General features: G+C 44.9%; 18 protein-coding genes. 10 read left to right on the plus strand and 8 right to left on the minus strand.

The annotated features are described in order from the left end of the window. Positions 1-188: 188 nt before the first annotated feature. From BP688_RS04335 to BP688_RS04345, 3 genes are read left to right on the plus strand one after another with little or no spacing between them, the layout of a single operon-like run. A complete protein-coding gene (locus tag BP688_RS04335) occupies positions 189-1,589 on the plus strand; it encodes an NAD(P)/FAD-dependent oxidoreductase (protein ID WP_290623266.1) in 1,401 nt (466 codons plus the stop codon). After that, the gene (locus BP688_RS04340) at positions 1,590-2,867 is read left to right on the plus strand and encodes a TldD/PmbA family protein (RefSeq protein ID WP_290596569.1); all 1,278 of its coding nucleotides are present in this window, start codon (positions 1,590-1,592) and stop codon (positions 2,865-2,867) included. Then, positions 2,867-4,048, plus strand: a complete 1,182-nt coding sequence (locus BP688_RS04345) for a TldD/PmbA family protein (RefSeq protein WP_290623265.1) — start codon at positions 2,867-2,869, stop codon at positions 4,046-4,048. The genes BP688_RS04340 and BP688_RS04345 overlap by 1 nt, the downstream gene beginning before the upstream one ends. Before the next feature lie 10 nt (positions 4,049-4,058). Here the strand turns inward: BP688_RS04345 and BP688_RS04350 are convergent, their stop codons facing one another. From BP688_RS04350 to BP688_RS04380, 7 genes are read right to left on the minus strand one after another with little or no spacing between them, the layout of a single operon-like run. After that, positions 4,059-4,496 (minus strand): hypothetical protein, encoded by a 438-nt coding sequence (locus BP688_RS04350; protein WP_290596567.1) that lies wholly within the window; start codon positions 4,494-4,496, stop codon positions 4,059-4,061. Next, on the minus strand, positions 4,468-6,318 hold the full coding sequence (locus BP688_RS04355) for a type II secretion system F family protein (protein WP_290623264.1): 1,851 nt from the start codon (positions 6,316-6,318) through the stop codon (positions 4,468-4,470). The genes BP688_RS04350 and BP688_RS04355 overlap by 29 nt, the downstream gene beginning before the upstream one ends. Then, complete coding sequence (locus tag BP688_RS04360; protein ID WP_290623263.1) at positions 6,315-7,850, minus strand: type II/IV secretion system ATPase subunit; 1,536 nt, start codon at positions 7,848-7,850, stop codon at positions 6,315-6,317. The genes BP688_RS04355 and BP688_RS04360 overlap by 4 nt, the downstream gene beginning before the upstream one ends. Positions 7,851-7,903: 53 nt before the next feature. Further along, complete coding sequence (locus BP688_RS04365; RefSeq protein WP_290596564.1) at positions 7,904-8,179, minus strand: MazG nucleotide pyrophosphohydrolase domain-containing protein; 276 nt, start codon at positions 8,177-8,179, stop codon at positions 7,904-7,906. 16 nt (positions 8,180-8,195) lie between these two features. Further along, complete coding sequence (gene qmoC / locus BP688_RS04370; RefSeq protein ID WP_290623261.1) at positions 8,196-9,335, minus strand: quinone-interacting membrane-bound oxidoreductase complex subunit QmoC; 1,140 nt, start codon at positions 9,333-9,335, stop codon at positions 8,196-8,198. Between the two features lie 10 nt (positions 9,336-9,345). Continuing rightward, a complete protein-coding gene (locus BP688_RS04375; RefSeq protein WP_290596562.1) occupies positions 9,346-11,586 on the minus strand; it encodes an FAD-dependent oxidoreductase in 2,241 nt (746 codons plus the stop codon). Positions 11,587-11,590: 4 nt separating this feature from the next. After that, positions 11,591-12,805: a CoB--CoM heterodisulfide reductase iron-sulfur subunit A family protein gene (locus BP688_RS04380; protein WP_290596561.1), complete on the minus strand. Its 1,215-nt coding sequence runs from the start codon at positions 12,803-12,805 to the stop codon at positions 11,591-11,593. 151 nt (positions 12,806-12,956) lie between these two features. On the opposite strand from BP688_RS04380, the gene BP688_RS04385 reads away from it, so the two are divergent. Together BP688_RS04385 and BP688_RS04390 are read left to right on the plus strand one after the other, a co-directional pair. Further along, the gene (locus tag BP688_RS04385) at positions 12,957-14,189 is read left to right on the plus strand and encodes a DUF22 domain-containing protein (RefSeq protein ID WP_290623259.1); all 1,233 of its coding nucleotides are present in this window, start codon (positions 12,957-12,959) and stop codon (positions 14,187-14,189) included. A 67-nt stretch (positions 14,190-14,256) separates the two neighbouring features. After that, positions 14,257-14,844 carry a Kae1-associated kinase Bud32 gene (locus tag BP688_RS04390; RefSeq protein ID WP_290623258.1) on the plus strand — a complete coding sequence of 196 codons (588 nt, stop codon included), beginning with the start codon at positions 14,257-14,259 and terminating at the stop codon, positions 14,842-14,844. Here the strand turns inward: BP688_RS04390 and BP688_RS04395 are convergent, their stop codons facing one another. Further along, positions 14,845-15,162: a DUF134 domain-containing protein gene (locus tag BP688_RS04395; protein WP_290596558.1), complete on the minus strand. Its 318-nt coding sequence runs from the start codon at positions 15,160-15,162 to the stop codon at positions 14,845-14,847. A 69-nt stretch (positions 15,163-15,231) separates the two neighbouring features. Between BP688_RS04395 and BP688_RS04400 the strand changes: the two genes are divergently transcribed. The 5 genes from BP688_RS04400 (at position 15,232) to BP688_RS04420 (ending at position 17,318) form a co-directional block, all read left to right on the plus strand. Beyond that, positions 15,232-15,423, plus strand: coding sequence for a hypothetical protein (locus tag BP688_RS04400; protein WP_290596557.1), 192 nt, complete (start codon positions 15,232-15,234; stop codon positions 15,421-15,423). Between the two features lie 63 nt (positions 15,424-15,486). After that, the gene (gene dmpI, locus BP688_RS04405) at positions 15,487-15,678 is read left to right on the plus strand and encodes a 4-oxalocrotonate tautomerase DmpI (RefSeq protein WP_290596556.1); all 192 of its coding nucleotides are present in this window, start codon (positions 15,487-15,489) and stop codon (positions 15,676-15,678) included. A gap of 1 nt (position 15,679) precedes the next feature. After that, positions 15,680-16,762 (plus strand): chorismate synthase, encoded by a 1,083-nt coding sequence (gene aroC, locus BP688_RS04410; RefSeq protein WP_290596555.1) that lies wholly within the window; start codon positions 15,680-15,682, stop codon positions 16,760-16,762. A 1-nt stretch (position 16,763) separates the two neighbouring features. After that, entirely contained in the window at positions 16,764-17,003 is a 240-nt protein-coding gene (locus BP688_RS04415) for a hypothetical protein (protein WP_290596554.1), read from the plus strand. Positions 17,004-17,006: 3 nt separating this feature from the next. Beyond that, positions 17,007-17,318 carry a DUF429 domain-containing protein gene (locus BP688_RS04420; RefSeq protein ID WP_290596553.1) on the plus strand — a complete coding sequence of 104 codons (312 nt, stop codon included), beginning with the start codon at positions 17,007-17,009 and terminating at the stop codon, positions 17,316-17,318. The last annotated feature ends 26 nt before the right edge of the window (positions 17,319-17,344 follow it).

Below are 17,344 nucleotides of genomic sequence, written 5' to 3' on the forward strand. Positions count from 1 at the left end.
TCCAGACTCCTGAAGATGCCTTCTGGAGCAGGTTGCCGGTAGAGGTGAGGGTGGGTGTTGCTTCAAAGCTTTTCGATGAGGTGTTGGGGGAATGAGTAGGGTTTATAAGGTAAAAAATTTCAGGACTATACAAAGATTTTTTGCAATAACAAAGCTTAAAAGGCCTAAATCAAGTAAGCTCAAAATGTATGAAATTTGATGTCATAATCGTTGGCGCCGGTCCTGGAGGGATGTTTGCTGCTTACAAGCTTGCTGGAAAGCTAAGTGTAGCTATTTTTGAGATGGGAAGAGATATCTCGAGAAGAAAGTGCCCCAGCGATTTGTCTGAAAGCTACTGTACTAAATGCAGCCCGTGCAACATAACCTCAGGTGTTGGTGGAGCTGGTGGACTTTCTGACGGAAAGCTCAACTACGTGAACCCTGATTATCCATCAAGCTTTACAGTTGGTGGTGACTTTGACTTTCTCGATCCAAATTATCTAATCGAGAAAATGAATGAGGTTGATCAGATATTCCTGAAGCATGGAGCACCAGACGAAATTTACGGTGAAGATTCCAAAAAGGTGACTGAGTTTTTAAAAAGGGCTAATGCTGCTGGCATTGAATTTGTTCCGCTGAGGCAGAGACATGTTGGTAGCGATGAATTACCAAAGGTTGTCAAGAGCATTGAAAACAAGCTGAAGAAAAACGGGGTGAAGATTTACACCAGAAAGACCGTTGTGGACATAAACCCTGAAAAAAAGGTTGTTAAAACCGATAAAGGAGAAGAGTTTGATTATGATCAGTTAATAATAGCGGTTGGCAGAAGTGGGGCGAACTGGCTTGAAAACTGGGCTAAGGATTACAATCTGGAGGTTGCTGAGAACGCAAAGGCAATAGATGTCGGTGTGAGAGTTGAGGTGCCGGCCTCAATAATGGATGACATAACCTCAACAATCTACGATCCCAAGCTCAGAGTTGTAACCAAGAGGCACGACGATTACATGAGAACATTCTGCACCTGCCCAAGAGGTTGGGTTATCAGAGAAGACTACGGAGACTTCTGCCTCGTTAATGGACACAGCAAAGCAAAAGAGAAGACGAGTAACTCGAACTTTGCACTTCTGGGACACTACGAGTTTACAGAGCCATTCGAGGAGCCCAACGAGTGGGGCAGAGACTTGGCAAGGATTACTACAAAGCTTGGAGGAGGAAATCCGATAGTTCAGAGGTTGAAGGACTTGAGACTGGGGAGAAGGAGCACGGAGAGTAGAATAAAGAACAATAGACTCGTTCAACCAACCCTCAAAACTGCAATTCCCGGAGATATAAGCCTCGCATATCCCGGCAGAGCGATTGATGACATACTCGATGCTCTCGAAAGGCTCGATAAGGTAATTCCGGGTGTTGCAGACGACTCCACGTTGCTCTACGCTCCTGAAGTGAAGTTTTACTCCCTGAAACTCAAGGTTAACGAGTGGATGAAAACCAACATTCCCTATGTTTACGCTATCGGTGATGGTGCGGGAGTGAGCAGGGGAATCGTCGGAGCGGCAGTGACTGGTATAATTGCAGCGGAGAGTATACTTAAGGAGAGGGGAATGATCTGAATGGAATTCTACGATATACGTGAAGTTGAGAGCTTCTCTCTCAGCCTACAGCTTGAAAATGGAAGGATTGAGAAGCCGAGATACGATCATTCAGTATCCAAAGGTTTTAGAGTCCTCAAAAACGGCTTCTGGGGGATTTTTGAAGGTAACGTGGAGGATCGAGATGGGTTAAGCCAAGCTGAGAAGAACGCGATTTTTCACTCGGAGTCAGATATTGTCGAAATTAAGTCAGAGGGTAGTTTTGAGATGAGGGTGAAGGAGAAGCCTGAAGATATTCCTATCGAGGAAAAGGTCGAACTTTTGAGGGATTTAGAGAGGGTTATAAAGGACGTTTGCGTTAGCACGAAGATTGTGTATATCGAAAACCTGAGGATTTTTCGGTATAGAGATTCTTGCGGGTCCAATGTGAGCTATTCAGCCTACAGGACTGGCGTGTCTATAACTGGAGTGGGTAAAGGGGAAACCCTGCAGTTTTTCTCCCGAAGGTTAATGAAGGCTGGTGGTTTTGAAATTCTTGGAAATGCAATCAGTAAGGCTGAGGAAATCAGAGAAGTCTTACCAGCACTCGTAAACGCAAGATCACCCCCATCTGGAGAGATGAATGTCGTGATGGATCCAAATCTGGCTGGTGTTTTTGTTCATGAAGCCTTCGGCCATGCAGTTGAAGCTGACCATGTTCTGCAAGGAGCCACAGTTCTTGAAGGTAGGATTGGAGATGTCGTGGCGGATGAGAATGTTAGCATCATAGACGACCCCACGATTCCCGAATTCGGCTTCTTTCCCTTCGACGATGAGGGTGTTAGGGCTGAGAAGAAGGTCATTGTAGAGGAGGGGGTTTTGAGAAGCTTTCTCCACAGTAGAGAGACGGCGAAGAAGCTTGGTGGGAGGGCAGGAAACGCGAGGTCGCAAGGGGTTGATGTGCCCATCGTCAGGATGAGCAATACCTACATCGCCCCATCTGATTATAGCTTTGATGAGCTTGTTGAGGAATGCAAGAACGGCATTTACCTCGTCGGATCAAGGGGTGGAGAGACAAATCCGGCAACAGGTTATTTCCACTTTAACGCTCAGTATGGCTATCTAATCGAGAAGGGAGAGGTTACTGAAATGGTCAGAGACGTCTCCCTCTCTGGTAATACTCTTGAAATACTGAAGAACGTCAGGATTGGGTGTGATCTCCAGTTTGATCCCGGATTTTGTGGCAAGTCTGGGCAACTCGTTCCGGTCTCCGATGGTTCTCCTCATCTTTTATGCAGGGCTACAGTGGGTGGAGCCTGATGGAATGGGAAATTTATGAGTATAAAGTTAAGGGTATATCGGCAGAGATTGAGGCTGGAAAGCTAAAGAGCGTGGAGTCTTACGTAGATTCTGGATTTTCCGCGAGGGTTATTGTTAACGGAAGGGTTGGTTTTGCTTCTTCGTCATTCAGTAAAGAGAAGGCGATAGAGATGGCTGAGAAGATTGCAAGAGTCTCAGAAGATATTTTAGAAGATTTTCCCTCGGGCAAATATAAGAAGGTAGAAGGAATTTACGATAAAAAGGTCGAGAAAGTTGACTCAGAATTCCTGAAAGATGAATATGAGATTATCGTATCTTCAGCGAGAAAGGCAAATATCTCCTCTGCCTCGATCAGCCACGAAGTTAAAGAAGTAAGGATTTCTAACTCTTTTGGGCTTGAGTGCGCGGAAAAAACTACTTCATCGGTTCTAATAGTCGAGACAGTCTATGACGGAGGGAGTGCTTATGAGATACGCGAGAGTAGAGATGTGAAACTTGATATCGAAGAAGCTGTAAGAAGAGCTGAAGAACTGGCTATTGAATCATCCAAAGCTGAGAAGATAGAAAGCGGAATTTATGATGTGCTTTTTGAGCCAATAGCTGTTCACCAGCTACTTTTTTACTCTCTTTATCCATCCTTTTCAGCCGAAAATGTTGAAAAAGGGAGAAGTGCCGTTAAGATAGGTGATATGCTTGGCAGGGTGAACATCAGAGATGATCCGACAATTGAAGGCGGTTTGATGAGTTGCAGCTTTGACGATGAAGGAGTGGACACAAAACCAACAATGCTCGTTGAGGATGGTATTGTCAAAAACTATTACACGGACTGGAAGCACTCAAAAAAGTATGGTGTGACTGGAAACGGGTTCAGAATGGATGAAACGAGCTTCCCCACACCTCTGCCAAGCAATGTCGTGATAGAGGTTGAAGAAATGTGCGACGATGACAACTGCCTTAAAATCCACACCCTCATCGGCTCCCATACTTCAAATCCAATAAGCGGTGACTTCAGTCTTGAGTGTATGAACGCGAGTATCGGAGACAGGCCTGTTAAAGGTGCTATGATCTACGGGAACATCTTTGAAGTGCTAAAAAAACTTGAGGGAGAGTTTGGTGAAAAAAGACAGGTAGAAAATACTGTTACGAGGTCTTTGAGATTTAAAGACCTGAGAGTGATCTGAGGGTCATTGACTAAGTCGTAAACTTGGCAATGAATACTGTCAAGAACATCAGAAACATCAGAGTGATTATGAGCACAAAGATGATCTTCGCCAGTTTTCCAAGCCTTCTTTTCTCTTCTTTTTTCAGAACCTGAAATTCCATGGATTTACTGCTAACTTCGTAGCCTTGCTTACCTTTGAACCTCACTTCAAGTTTGTGCTTTCCTGCAAAGGGTGCCATGAAGGTGTAGGAAAACATCCCGTAATCATTGGTTTCCGAACTTCCGATCTCTCTTCCATCGAGGTAAATGGAAACTTTTGCCTTTTCTAAGGGTATCCATGATCTTTTTATTTCATCGTAAAACGTAACCCAACCTTCAACTGTAACCATGTCTCCTTCAGCGGGTGCCGCATCTACGAAGTGGGCTGCAACTCTTGTTTTATGGGAGAACGAATCTGAAGAAAACATATACTATCACCACCAGCGTGAATATATGCTTCAAACCTGCTTCAAGTTTTCCTTCACCCATCAAGCCAGCCATTAACCCCGAGAAAACTGCCACCAACAGGGATGTTTCAAGAAACGTCTCTTTCACCTCACCAATGCTAAAGCCAACGCCACCAACGATTGGGGTTGTTTTGAGAGTTACGAATATGGAGAGCATATTCTGAATTAGCACGTAGGTTGTATATAGGAATACCGCAAATGATAAATATATTATTATAATATACATACTCATTTGTGCTCTGATCCTCTCTCTCACCTCTATTTCAAGCTCGGAATAGAGAGATGCCGTCAGCAGAGCATCCTTAATGCTTGGAGTGGATTCTATAGCTCTTATCAGCATTGAAATAGCCTTTGCAAATATTCCGCTCCTAATTCTGCTTTCCACCTTTTCAAGCGCTGATGTTACAAGCTCACCCCATTCAACCTCTCTTTTTATCCTTCTAATTTCTCTGCCCAAAATCCCGAGTTCAGTTTCGGAAAGGTGGCGGAGAGCTTCAACGACGTTTAATCCAGCTTCGTTGAGAGAAGCAAGCTGCTTCAAAAACTCAGGAAGCTCTCTCTCCATTCTGTGTGTAATCCTGTCCCTGTACTCTATGAAAATTATGGCAGGAAGGATTACGGCAGAGAGAGAAGTGAACACAAGAAAATCAAGCTCCATTTTTCCGTAGGCTAAGAAGAAAAAGACAGCTCCAGGCAGAATCAGGTAAAATGACAGGGCTCTAAGAGTTAGGGCATATGGTTGCTCGGTGAAGGGTAAAGTCAGAAATCTCTTAATTGCCCTTAACCTTAGCCTAAGCTTATTAACTGTAAAACCGGGTTTTTTAGCATCAGCAATTCTAAGATCAATCTTCTCAACTTCTTCTTTAACTTCCGCAAATCCTGCCGGTTCTTTTGGGATGGCAGATTTAATTAGCCAGATAACGAAAATAGAACCGAGAGGAATGAAAGTGAACATTACAGCCTTGAAAAACTGTAAAGTTGTTCCGCCCATCAGCTGAAAGACGACAAGGACGGTGAGGAAGAAAAGTGGAGAGACGATGAAGAGGGCAAGATAAATTTCGGCAAAAACCTGCAAAGTTTCGAAGAACAGCGTGTAGTAGGTTTCTCTCTCGGTTAGATACTGGTCGGATTTTGCCCTAAGATACTCAACTATATCTCCTCCGCCCTCATAAACGTTTATGAAGTTCTCAAGGAAGGTTTTTAGCTTTTCAGAGGGTGTTGTATCAGCTACCTGCCTCATGGCGGATATTATGTCGTGTCCAAAAATCTCAACAAGGAGAACGATTTTTTCAAATTCCTTGCTAATCTCTCCAAAAATTTCTTTGTTCTCCGAGATAAATCTGAAAATGGAGATCAGCGGAACTCCACCCTTTGCCATGCCCAGCATCATGTTAACCGTGTGAGGTAAAGAGGCATCAATCCTGCCCCTTCTTACGTTCGAGAGGTAGATGGGGTAGGATAAAATAAGGTATCTTGTAAATCCAAAAGCGAGCAAAGCAAAGCCAGCACACATGGCTATCTGGACTTTCCAGTACTCTATCTCAACGCCTCTGATTACAAGAAACTCTGCTGGTTTTACAAATTCGCTCACAAGATAGCCAAGCGCTATACCCGGAATTGTGGCAAGAACAGGGTAGAAGAGGGATAGGGCAAGGATTTCAGATAGTGTTACTTTCAGTCGTGATCTTTCAAGCATGTTCGATAAGTCTGAGTATTTTTCAGGTCTTCCGTTTACTCTTCTTCTGTAAAACCTTACAAAACTAAGGGGGACGTAGAGGCTCATGATATCCCGCCAACCTTAGACATCGCAATCTCAGGATTGCGGTAGTATGCATGAATATGTTTCGTGACCTCCTTGTAGTTTCTCACTCCTCTTTTCACCATCTCCTCGAGGTACTTTTTCCTGTTTAGGAGTTCCTGATAAACTTCCTCAACGCTTGCACCCATAATTTCAGCTATTTTTTCAATCTTTTTCGGCATTCCCACTTCAACGTGCTCGTCCTTCTTTGGATCCCACTTTACGAATTGATTCACGAGAAGGTTTTTGTCAGTAGGGTCAATTCCAAGTATCTCGTTAACCTCCTTCGTTCTTCTTAATCTTGTCGCCCCCTTTACCCACATGCTCTGAACGAGGGCTATGTCAAGGAACTGCAGCATACTTCTTGGCACTCTCAACGGGTCACTCTCAAGCCTGTATACCATCTGGTTAACATCACCTGCATGAAGCGTTGAGTAGCTTGCATGTCCAGTTGACATCGCCTGAAACAGTGTTTGAGCCTCCTTGCCCCTCACCTCCCCGACTACTATGTAGTCGGGTCTCTGCCTCAGAGCCGCTCTGAGCAAATCGTACATCTCTATTTCCCCCTCTCCAACACCGACTCTCGTAACCTCTGCCAGCCAGTTCTCATGGTAGAGTTTAATCTCTCTCGTATCTTCAATCGAAACAACCTTGGCTTCCGGCGGAATGAACATCAGAATGGCATTTAACGTCGTCGTCTTACCACTCGCGGTCTCTCCAACGATTATCGCGGAAAACTTGTGCTCTATTGCCATCCAAAGGTAGGCAAGAACGCCAGAAGGCACAGTACCCTTTTCGATGAGGTCTATCGGCGTCAGAGGTTCAGCAGTGAACTTTCTGATTGTGAAGCTGGAACCGTGTGGTGTAACCTCAGTTCCAAACGTTGCCTGCAATCTGCTTCCATCTGGTAATGTAGCATCAATAATTGGATTTGCCATGGATATGTGCTTTCCACTCCTCTGGGTGAGTCTTAAAACCATCCTGTCAAGTTTTTCTTTATCGAGCTTTATGTTTGTCTCTATGTTGCCGTAATTTTGATGGTAGATGAAGATGGGGATGTCGTATCCATCGCAGGAGATATCCTCAACGTAGGGGTCCACCATCAGAGGGTCTATAACCCCATACCCAAAAAAGTCGCGGAAGAAATAGTATAGCATTCTTGAATAAAAGTTTGCGTCAAACTTTACAGCATACTCTTGTGCCAGCCTGTCAATGTTTTTTACAAGAACCTCTGCCCTTTCGGAAATGTCAACAGAGACGTCCCGAAGGACGAGAACCCTTTTCAGGTCAGAATACAGTGCAGAAATTATCTGAGCCTCCTCCAAACTGACGGTCGGCTCTATAACATTATAATAATTTCTGTATTCGTTTTCGTTCTCCACTATTACAGCTTTAATGAAAGGCTCCTGTATCCAGTATTCCTCCACGATTCTGTAATTTGTACCGAATTCAACCTCATCAAGAAGTTCTCTATCCTTTATGTACTCTCTCAGTATGTCGTAGTGGTTTTTCCCCATCGTAATCTGTTATATTTATCACTCAATATATGTTTTTCTTACAAAATTACAAGCTAAGGCAAGTCCCATCTTTCGCTCGGGTCGTCTTTTATGTATTTCTCGATCAACCTCTTTTCTGGCTCAATTCCGAACAGATTGGCAAGGCTCAGAATCATAAAAAGGACATCTGCGAGTTCTTCTTCAATTCCTTCTGCATCATTTTTCCTCACTGCCTCAGCAAGCTCCCCGACTTCCTCGAAAAGAACTGCTAAAAGAAACAAAGGACCGCTTTTCTCGTCGGTCGAATAATACTTTTCCTTGACAGCCCTTTGAAGCTCAGAGAGGTCCATAAAAATTATAAAAATATTACTTTGAGGGCTCTCTTCCAGTGCTTTTCGCCCAAGTGTAGGCAAGTGTCCTGTAAACCAAGTGTGCGAATTTGGAGTAGGGGGCGTAGGCTATCAGTGTGAATATCAGTATCAGGTGGATCAGATATGCATAGTATGCTGCAATGCTACCCACGTATCTCAGAGCTTCGATTGCAACACCAGTTATGCCGATAGCGAAAATCGTTGACAGGAAAATCCAATCAAAGTATGTTCCGTATCCGATCCTTTCATCACTGAATCTTGCGACGATTGCCCAACCTGAACCTACCAACAGGAGAGCTGCACCGAGATTGCCAAGAATCTTTACCGGGTCTGTGATGGGCAAGGCAAGCTCCTCAACGCCAAGACCATAGAGATACACGATGTCTCCAAATGTTGCAACACCGAGAACAATGAAACCCCAGAAGATCATGAAGTGAGCAAAAAAGCGATATTTGGACGTCCCACACTCGGCAAAGCGAGAGTGCTTCAGAACGTCAATTATTGACCAGAACAGGCACTCGATAAACCTCGGACTCGCTTTTGTTACCTTAACCTCAGCATTCTCTTCAAGTTTGTACTCGTAAACTTTTGAGACTTCTGAATTTATTGCCGTCCAGAATCTGAAAGCTCCTATAGCAGCCACAAGCAGTGCCCATCCACCAACCAAGAATCCCACGAGTTCAATGTGCAGGTGAGGGATGAAGTTTCCGATGACGATTTCACCGCTGGGTATTTCTGGATTGAAGACTGCAAGATAAGCCAATGTAAGAATTATTGGGATAGCAAAGTAAACCAATATTCCGGCAGGCTTTAGGAGTATTTTTGCTAAAAAGGATGGGAAGGCGTATTCCTGAATAACTTTCGCCCTCAAAGCTGAGAGAACTTCACCCGGCTTAGCCCCTCTCGGACAATACTCGCTGCAGTCATTGCACTGATGGCATAACCAGATATCCCCGTCCTTTAGCAACTTGTCTTTCAAACCCCACTGTGCCCATATCATCTCTTTCCTCGGAAACGGATTCTCTTCTGGGCTCTGTGGGCAGATAACGCTGCATGTAGCACACTGATAGCATTTTTTCAACGTCTTTCCACCAAACCCCATCACATCCTTCACAAACTGAGTATCAACCTCCATACCTACCACCTCAGAATCCCTTGTATGGATTTGCACCGATCTCTATGATCTGATTCACGAACTTGTCTATTATTTCTGGAATCTTGTCCCAGTCGGTTATTGAAACTTCGATAACCTGAACTCTCTCGGGTTCAAGCATAAGTCTTTCAAGCGTCTCTGCGACATTCTCCATCCTTCTGTTGGCAAGCTCGCTACCTCTTATGAAGTGGCACTGATAGTCCTCTCCAAACTTACAGCCTATGAGCAAGATTCCGTCAATCCCCTTTGATAGAGCATCTGCGATAAATACTGTGTTCACCGAACCGAGGCATCTAACAGGTATAACTCTCACAAGGGGACTGTACTTTATGCCGTTCAGTGCTGCCATGTCCAGAGCGGGCAGTGCATCATTTTCGCATGCAAACACAATAAAGCGGAATTTGTCCTCAGCTCCCTCCTCCCAGTTCGGGTCGGGGACGTATATGGATTTCACAGCTGAAGCCATTTGATCAATGCTGTAGGTCTTGAAGCTGACGATTCTTTCAGGGCAAGCTCCAAAGCAGATGCCACACCTTCTGCATCTCAGTGGATTGGGCATTGGCGTCCCTTTCTCATCCTCGTCAAGAGCGCCGAATGGACATTCTTCCGTACATCTTTTACATTGTGTGCATCGCTGGAGGAAGAAGTTCGGGAAATCAATATCACCGGTTCTCGGAAACGTTGTTTTACCCTCTGCTACCAGCTCTACAGCCTGAATCGCTTTCAATGCGGCACCTTTGGCATCCTCAATACATGATGCAATCCCCATTGGTGCTCTGACCGCTCCAGCAGCGTAAATACCCAGTCTTCTACTCTCATACGGGAAGCATATGTAGTTTGAGTCCGGAAAGCCATATTTGAGGGTTGGCAATTCTGGACCCTGTCTGTATTGTAGGTTCAAGATGTGTCCAGCCTGTTTAAGAACCTCAACGTCCTCATCACTCTTTATCAGACGCGGCTCGTAGATGTGTTTGTAAGGCACCGTCTTCTCATCGGGAAACTCCTCTTTGACTGTGTAAAGCCCTTTGAGGGTTGAAACCATACCCGTTGCAAGAACGATGAGATCGGCTTTAATTTCGACGTCCTCGCCCAAAAGGGTGTCTGTAACTTCAACAACAAGCCTTCCATTCTCTTCTTTTATATCTTTGATCTCACCTTTGGTTAAGAATATGCCCTCATCTTGCTGCATTTCCTTGTAGAAGTCCTCCCAGAGCCCCGGAGTTCTCATGTCCTTGTAAATTACAAAGGCATTACCGCCTGTAAGTTCCCTTACATACTTAGCCTGTTTCAGACTGACGAGGCAGCAGACGGAAGAGCAGTAGGGCAGATGGTTCTCGTCTCTCTGACCGGCGCACTGGATGAAGACAACGTTCTTTGCCTCGCCTCCATCTGACTTCCTCACGATTTTACCTTCCCGTGCCATCTCCTCAAGCTCCACGTTGGTTATGACATCGGCGAATTTACCATAGCCGAACTCTTCAAGCTTTGAAGCATCGTAGGGTTTCCAGCCAGTGGCGACAACAATTCCACCAACTCTGAAGTTTACGGCGTTCCCATTCTGGTTGATGGTAACGTCAAACATTCCAGGCTGTCCGCTTATCGCGTCAATGGTTGCTGATGTATAGACCTCAATGTTTTCGTTGTTCTTAACCTCTTCAATTAGCTTGGAAACAACGGGTTCCTCAATTTGTGTGTAGGGAGGTGTAATTGGAAGAGTTTTGTAGAACTTCGCAGCCCATCCACCAAGTTCTGGCTCTTTCTCGACGAGATATGCCTTGTATCCAGCCTTTGCAATCTCAAGGGCAGCAGTCAAACCGGTAACCCCACCACCAACCACAAGGATATCCTTCGACACCTCTTCAAGATGGGGTTCAGGTTTCTCTGCCTTCTGAGCCTTGGTGATCGCTATTCTCAGATAATCCTCAGCAAGTTCCTGAGCGTGCACATCAATGTCGTGGCTCCACACGACACCTTCCCTTAGGTTAGCTCTCTCGACATACTTGCCGTCAAAGGTGAAAACTGCGGTTTTAACACGGGGTGAACATGCGGCAATAACAACAGCGTCAAGCTCGGATAAATCGTTATTTATCAGCTCAACTCCTTCCTTCGAGCAGAGGTGAGGGTGAACCTTAGCCTCTATGCCGAACTCTTCCTTAGCAACGTTTTTGAGTTTATCAATGTCGAGTTTATCAATATCACAACCGGAACAGATGTAAACACCAACCTTCTCCATTTTTTCACCTCCTTGCCACCTGTATTGCCTTCAAAGCCGCTCCAGTTGCACTCTCGTTAGCCGATGCTACTTCCATTGGCATTGCTGCAACACCTGCAGGAATAATTCCCGGTTTGGGCTTTACAAAACCATATTCATCCAGCTCAATACCCGGAATCGGCTCTATGGCGGGCTGCATTCCGGTGGCAAGAACAACCATGTCAACTTCTCTTTTATTCTTAACTCCAGTCAGAGTATCCTCTGCCGTGACGACGAGCTTACCATCAACCTCCTCGACCTTCGCCACCTTACCCTTGATAAATTCGATGTTTTCATCAGCCTTCACCTTTGCAAAGAAGTCCTCATACCTGCCGAAAGCCCTGATGTCTATGTAGAAGATGTATATTTTCGCATCGGGATACTGCTCTCTCACATAAGTTGCCTGTTTCATACTTGCCAAGCAGCATATTGCAGAACAGTAGGGCAAGTGGTTTTCATCTCTACTACCAGCGCATTGAACAAAGGCAATTGTCTCAATTGGCTTACCATCCATCGTCTGAATCGTACCTCCGGTTGGGCCATTCAATGATGCGAGTCTCTCCATTTCCATATTGGTTATGACGTTCTTGAACTTGCCGTAACCGAGATTGTCAAGCTTCGTTGCATCGTAGGGTTTCCAGCCAGTAGCGACGACAATGGATGCAACATTGAGATCAATTATTTTCTCCTCTTCGTTCAGATCAATAGCGTTGTATTTGCATGCGGAAACACACTCACCGCACTTGTCGCAGTATCTGTCGTCAATGTAGTACTGGAAGGGCATGGCCATTATGCTTGGTATGTCAATCGCCTTCTTTGTCTTGAGACCGAAGTTGAAGTCATCCGGCGCCTCGACGGGGCATACTTCCTTACATGCACCACAGGCTGTGCAGTTTTCATTGACGTATCTCGGTTTTATCTTTACCTTTACCCTAAGGTTGCCTTCCTCCCCTGTCACTTCAAGAACTTCAGCGTTTGTGAAGTACTTCAGCTTCGGAGTGCTTTTCATTCTCTTAAAAAGTATCTCGAGTCCACAGAACGGTGGACAGAGCTTCGGAAAGTATTTGTTCAGCTGAGACACCCTGCCTCCAAGATATGGATTCTTTTCTACAAGTATTACATCATAGCCGGTTTCAGCAGCTTCAATTGCAGCAGTTAAACCAGCAATTCCGCCTCCTATAACAAGTATCTCGCCAGCCATAGCTAACACCTGAAACGCCTTTCAAACCTCCAGCTTGATGAGAAGTTAATAAATCTATCGAAATTAAACAAAATTCGAAATTCCTGTTTTTTCGAAATAATAAGACCTGGCAGAAAATTTATTAGATTAATTGTTTTACTCTTTTGGTGGCATGAAGCTCAAGATGGTATACTGGGAGGATGAGATCGGAGGAAGAATTGAGGAGATGAAAATAGAACTTGAACCTTTCGGCTATAAAATGTCCCCCATCATGCAGTGGAAAAGTTTGGTTGCAGATGAGGACGTTTGCATTGAGAAGGGGCAACCAACCATTGTAAAAATAAAGACAATCGAAATTCCTGAAAACACGATGGTCGGGCCTTTGCATATAATGAGACACGCTCTTGGTTGTGTGGTAGATGTTGTTGAATGTGGTGTCCCCGGAAAGGTTGAAGAGGACAAATGCATAGATCAGGTGCTGTTTTTGCCCGTTGAATCGGGAGAAATCAAGAAAGGGGACCTTGTTGGTGTTTTGAAGGTCTTCTTCGTTAAGACCGGACTTTTATCCAGAATTTTAAATCTAAAGATGCCAAAAACTGAGATGAAAGAGGATATAGTTGAAGCGTACTTATGCTGGAGAGACAATGGAAATATCTACAGGGAGAAGTTTAAGACTGGAGTTCTTGGGTATACAGGGAGCAACATAGGCTTCTTGAAACCCATTCTTGCAAGTAGAAGAGTGAATGTGCGAAAGGGGGAAGTTACAAGAATCCCAATACGAGAAGTTAAGCTACCTCCAAACACGGTTGTAGTGCCACTTGGCATGATGCTGAACGCTTACGGTGCAATTGTTGATCTTGTTCAGATAGGAAAACCCCCAAAAGTGGAGGAGGAGAAGACAATACGCCAAGCAGTTTTCATGTCCATGAATGACGGTGTTATTGAAGCAGGAGACCTGCTTGGTGTCGTTTGCGTTTACTACGTTGACCTTAAGGACGTCGAATCATTTGAAAAGGAACGTGAAAGGGTAATGATGGTTTACAGAAGCGGCGAGGGAGTAATCAGAAAAGAGGTTACCGTAGAATCAGTGAATTACAAGAGGAACAGTGTTGCCTCGTGGGAAGTGCTGATTTCCAATGAGGATAGAAAACTGAAACGAGGGGAACCGGCAATAATTGCAGTAAATCCAGTAAAACTGCCTAAGAACACAATAACTTATCCGCTAAGCATTATGAGGCATGCTTATGGTTCCTTTCTTAGTATATACATGCACGATCCACCCAAAAAATTTGATGAGGAGGGGAGGGTAATAGATAGAATCGTGTTTCTGCCCGTTCTCGACGGAGAGGTTAAAGAAGGAGAACTTCTTGGAATTCTAAACCTGTATCGGATTTCAAGACTGTAAATGACCTTTTCAACACCTGTTGTATTGTTTCAGAAAAAGACTATAAAAACGAACCCTACTCTTTTTTGTGAAGGTCTATCTTGGTGGAGAGGCTGAGGTCAGGATTCTTGAGGATGTGGTAATAAAAAAAAGAAAACCCAAAAGATACAGGATAAAAGAGCTGGACGACGAGTTGAGATTCAGAAGAACGAGAAATGAAGCCAAAATAATCTCTCAATCCCGTAGAGTCGGCGTTCCTACTCCCATTGTTCTGGACATAAAGAATGACACAATTGTAATGGAGAGAATCGAGGGTAAGCCCGTTAAGGAGTGTATGAGTGAAGAGGTAAGCAGAGAGATTGGAAAATACACTGCTAAACTGCATAGAGCCGGAATAATTCATGGAGACATCACACCTATGAATTTGATAAAGAAGGGGGATAGAATTTTCTTTGTAGATTTTGGACTTGCCTTTTACGACAACAAAATTGAGCCAATGGGCGTTGATGTGCATGTGTATTTTGAGTCTTTAAAGGCGAGCTTTGAGAACTGGGAGAGGCTGAGAGACGCCTTCATTGAGGGATACCTTGCTGCAGGAGGAAATATGGGGGTTATTGAGAGGGCGAGGGAGATAGAAGAGAGGGGAAGATACGTTGAGAGGGTAAGTATGGGATAGCTAAATCCTCTCGACGATCCCCCCTTCGGTTAAGACCAATGCTTTACCCTCGAAAAGTGCTCTGGCAATCTTTCTTCTCGCCGACTTTGTAAGTCTCCAGACTGTGGCTTTTGAAGTTCCCATTTTTCTCGCCGCCTCGTCAAAGCTCACATCTTCATAATCAACAAGCCTCAAAGCCTCTGCCTCTGCAAGATTCAGCATTATAACATCATCGCTCATCTTTGGGTGTGGTATCAGAGCTTTTATCTCAGGTATCACGCCGAGATAAACCCCTCTCAGTTTTCTTCCTCTGCACTTTCTCTTCCTCCATCTGAACATTAAATTTGAAACATGTCGCAAAATTTAAATACTTTGTTATTGAAACATATTTCAAAAGAGGTGGTGAAGATGTGGAGATGCTGGAGAGGTGGATGGGGAAGAGGCTGGAAATGGATGTGCTATGCTACAGGAGAGCCCGGATGGAGGAGGTTTAAAGAGTTTGGCAGGGAAGAGAGACTGAAGGCACTCGAAAGATTGAGAGATGAGCTGGAAGCAGAACTTGAAGATATCAGGAGAGAGATAGAAAGGTTAAGAAAGTGACTGCAGGAGACAGGCGATATTGGGGGATAAAAACTTTTATCTTCTTCGTGTCAAACATTTTTTATGCCAGTTTTGATAGTTTACGGGCCTGAGCTGGATGTGGGGAAGAAGAGGAAGCTTGTAGAAAAGCTGACTGATGTTGCGGCAGAGATTTATAATATGGACAGAAACACAATAACCATTCTAATCCATGAGCCACCTGCCGAGAATGTCGGTGTTGGAGGGATGCTAATAGCTGATAGAGAAGGAGAGTGAGATGAACACCTTTGGTTATTCGCTGAGAGTAACTACGTGGGGTGAGAGCCACGGAAGGGCTGTTGGATGTGTTATTGATGGATTTCCGGCTGGGATTGAAGTTGACATTGAGTATATCAACAAAGAAATGAGAAGAAGGCGACCGGGAGGGAAGTTTGCCTCAAAGAGAAAAGAGGAGGACAAGGTCGAGATTCTTTCTGGTATTTTTGAGGGGAAAACTATTGGCACTCCAGTATCTATGCTCATCTGGAACACGGATGTTGATTCAAGACCCTATGAAGAACTCAAGACGGTTTTCAGACCGGGACACGCGGACTACACCTACTGGGCGAAGTTTGGTATCAGAGACTGGAGGGGTGGTGGGAGAGCTTCTGCCAGAGAAACTGCTGCGAGGGTTGCTGCTGGGGCGATGGCGAAGCTTTTACTCGAAAAATTTGAAGTTAGGATTTTGGGATATTCCAAGGAAATAGCTGGAGTCGAATGCAGAATTGATGACGTCGAGAAGGCATTTGAAAGAGCGGAAAAAAGCCCGCTAAGAATGCCTGATATAAAAGCTGAGAAGGAAGCTGAAAGGAGACTGAAAGAAGCGATGAGTGAAGGAGATAGCGTTGGAGGTATCGTTGAGGTTGTAGCTAAAAATGTCCCGGCTGGTCTTGGAGAACCGGTTTTCGGAAAACTCGACGCTTATCTTGCCTATGCCGTGATGGGGATTCCGGCAGTTAAAGGGGTTGAGATTGGGGCTGGATTTGATGCAGCGAGGAAAAGGGGGAGTGAGAACAATGATCCAATCGTAATAAGGGGTGGAAAGATAGTCTTTGAGAGCAACAACGCCGGAGGGATTCTGGGTGGGATATCGAACGGTGAGGACATAATTGTAAGGGCAGCGATAAAACCAACGGCGTCAATCTCAAAAAGGCAGAGAACTGTTGATTACGAGAGAATGGAAGAGGTGGAGATTAGCGTTAAGGGTAGACATGACCCTTGCATTGTGCCGAGAGCTGTTCCCGTTGTGGAGGCTATGGTTGCACTGACAATTGCAGACTGCATGATGCTCCAAGGCATGATTCCGAGAAGCTTCAGGTAGTATGTATTGCGGCGTGGATGTTGGGCTGAAGAAATGCCACGCTGCTGTAATCGGTGATGGTGTTGAATTTCTCGGGGATTACGAGGAGCTGGACCTGAGTGGTGTCAAACTTGTGGGCATAGATGCTCCTCTTAGCTTTCCTGAAAGGGGGGCATTCAGGGAATGTGAACGACTTCTTTTGAAAATGGGGATAAGGCTGTTTCCCTCAGGTGCCCCTTTTTTCAGGAAAATTTCATTGTGAGGTATGGAGATCGCAGGGGAGCTTAGAAAGAGGGGGATTAAAGTATACGAGGTTTACCCTTATGCCACGAGGGTAATTCTTGACATAGCCCCAAAAGCAAAGAAGCGTACAAAGGATGGACTGAGTGAGATAATCCACAGTCTATCGAGGTTTGTTGAGGTTGAGAAGGCAAACCATGACGAGGTTGATGCGATAATCGCTGCTCTGACGGTCATGATGTATGATAGGGGCATGGGTATTTTGCTGAAGGGCTCTGATGGGGAGATAGTTGTCCCGAGGGGCAACCTTCAGCTTGGCCTGAGCGGTTTTGGGTAAAGTTAATAACCTCAACAACGAGGACA

This window comes from Archaeoglobus sp. UBA230, from assembly GCA_002507545.1.
Classification (GTDB): domain Archaea; phylum Halobacteriota; class Archaeoglobi; order Archaeoglobales; family Archaeoglobaceae; genus Archaeoglobus.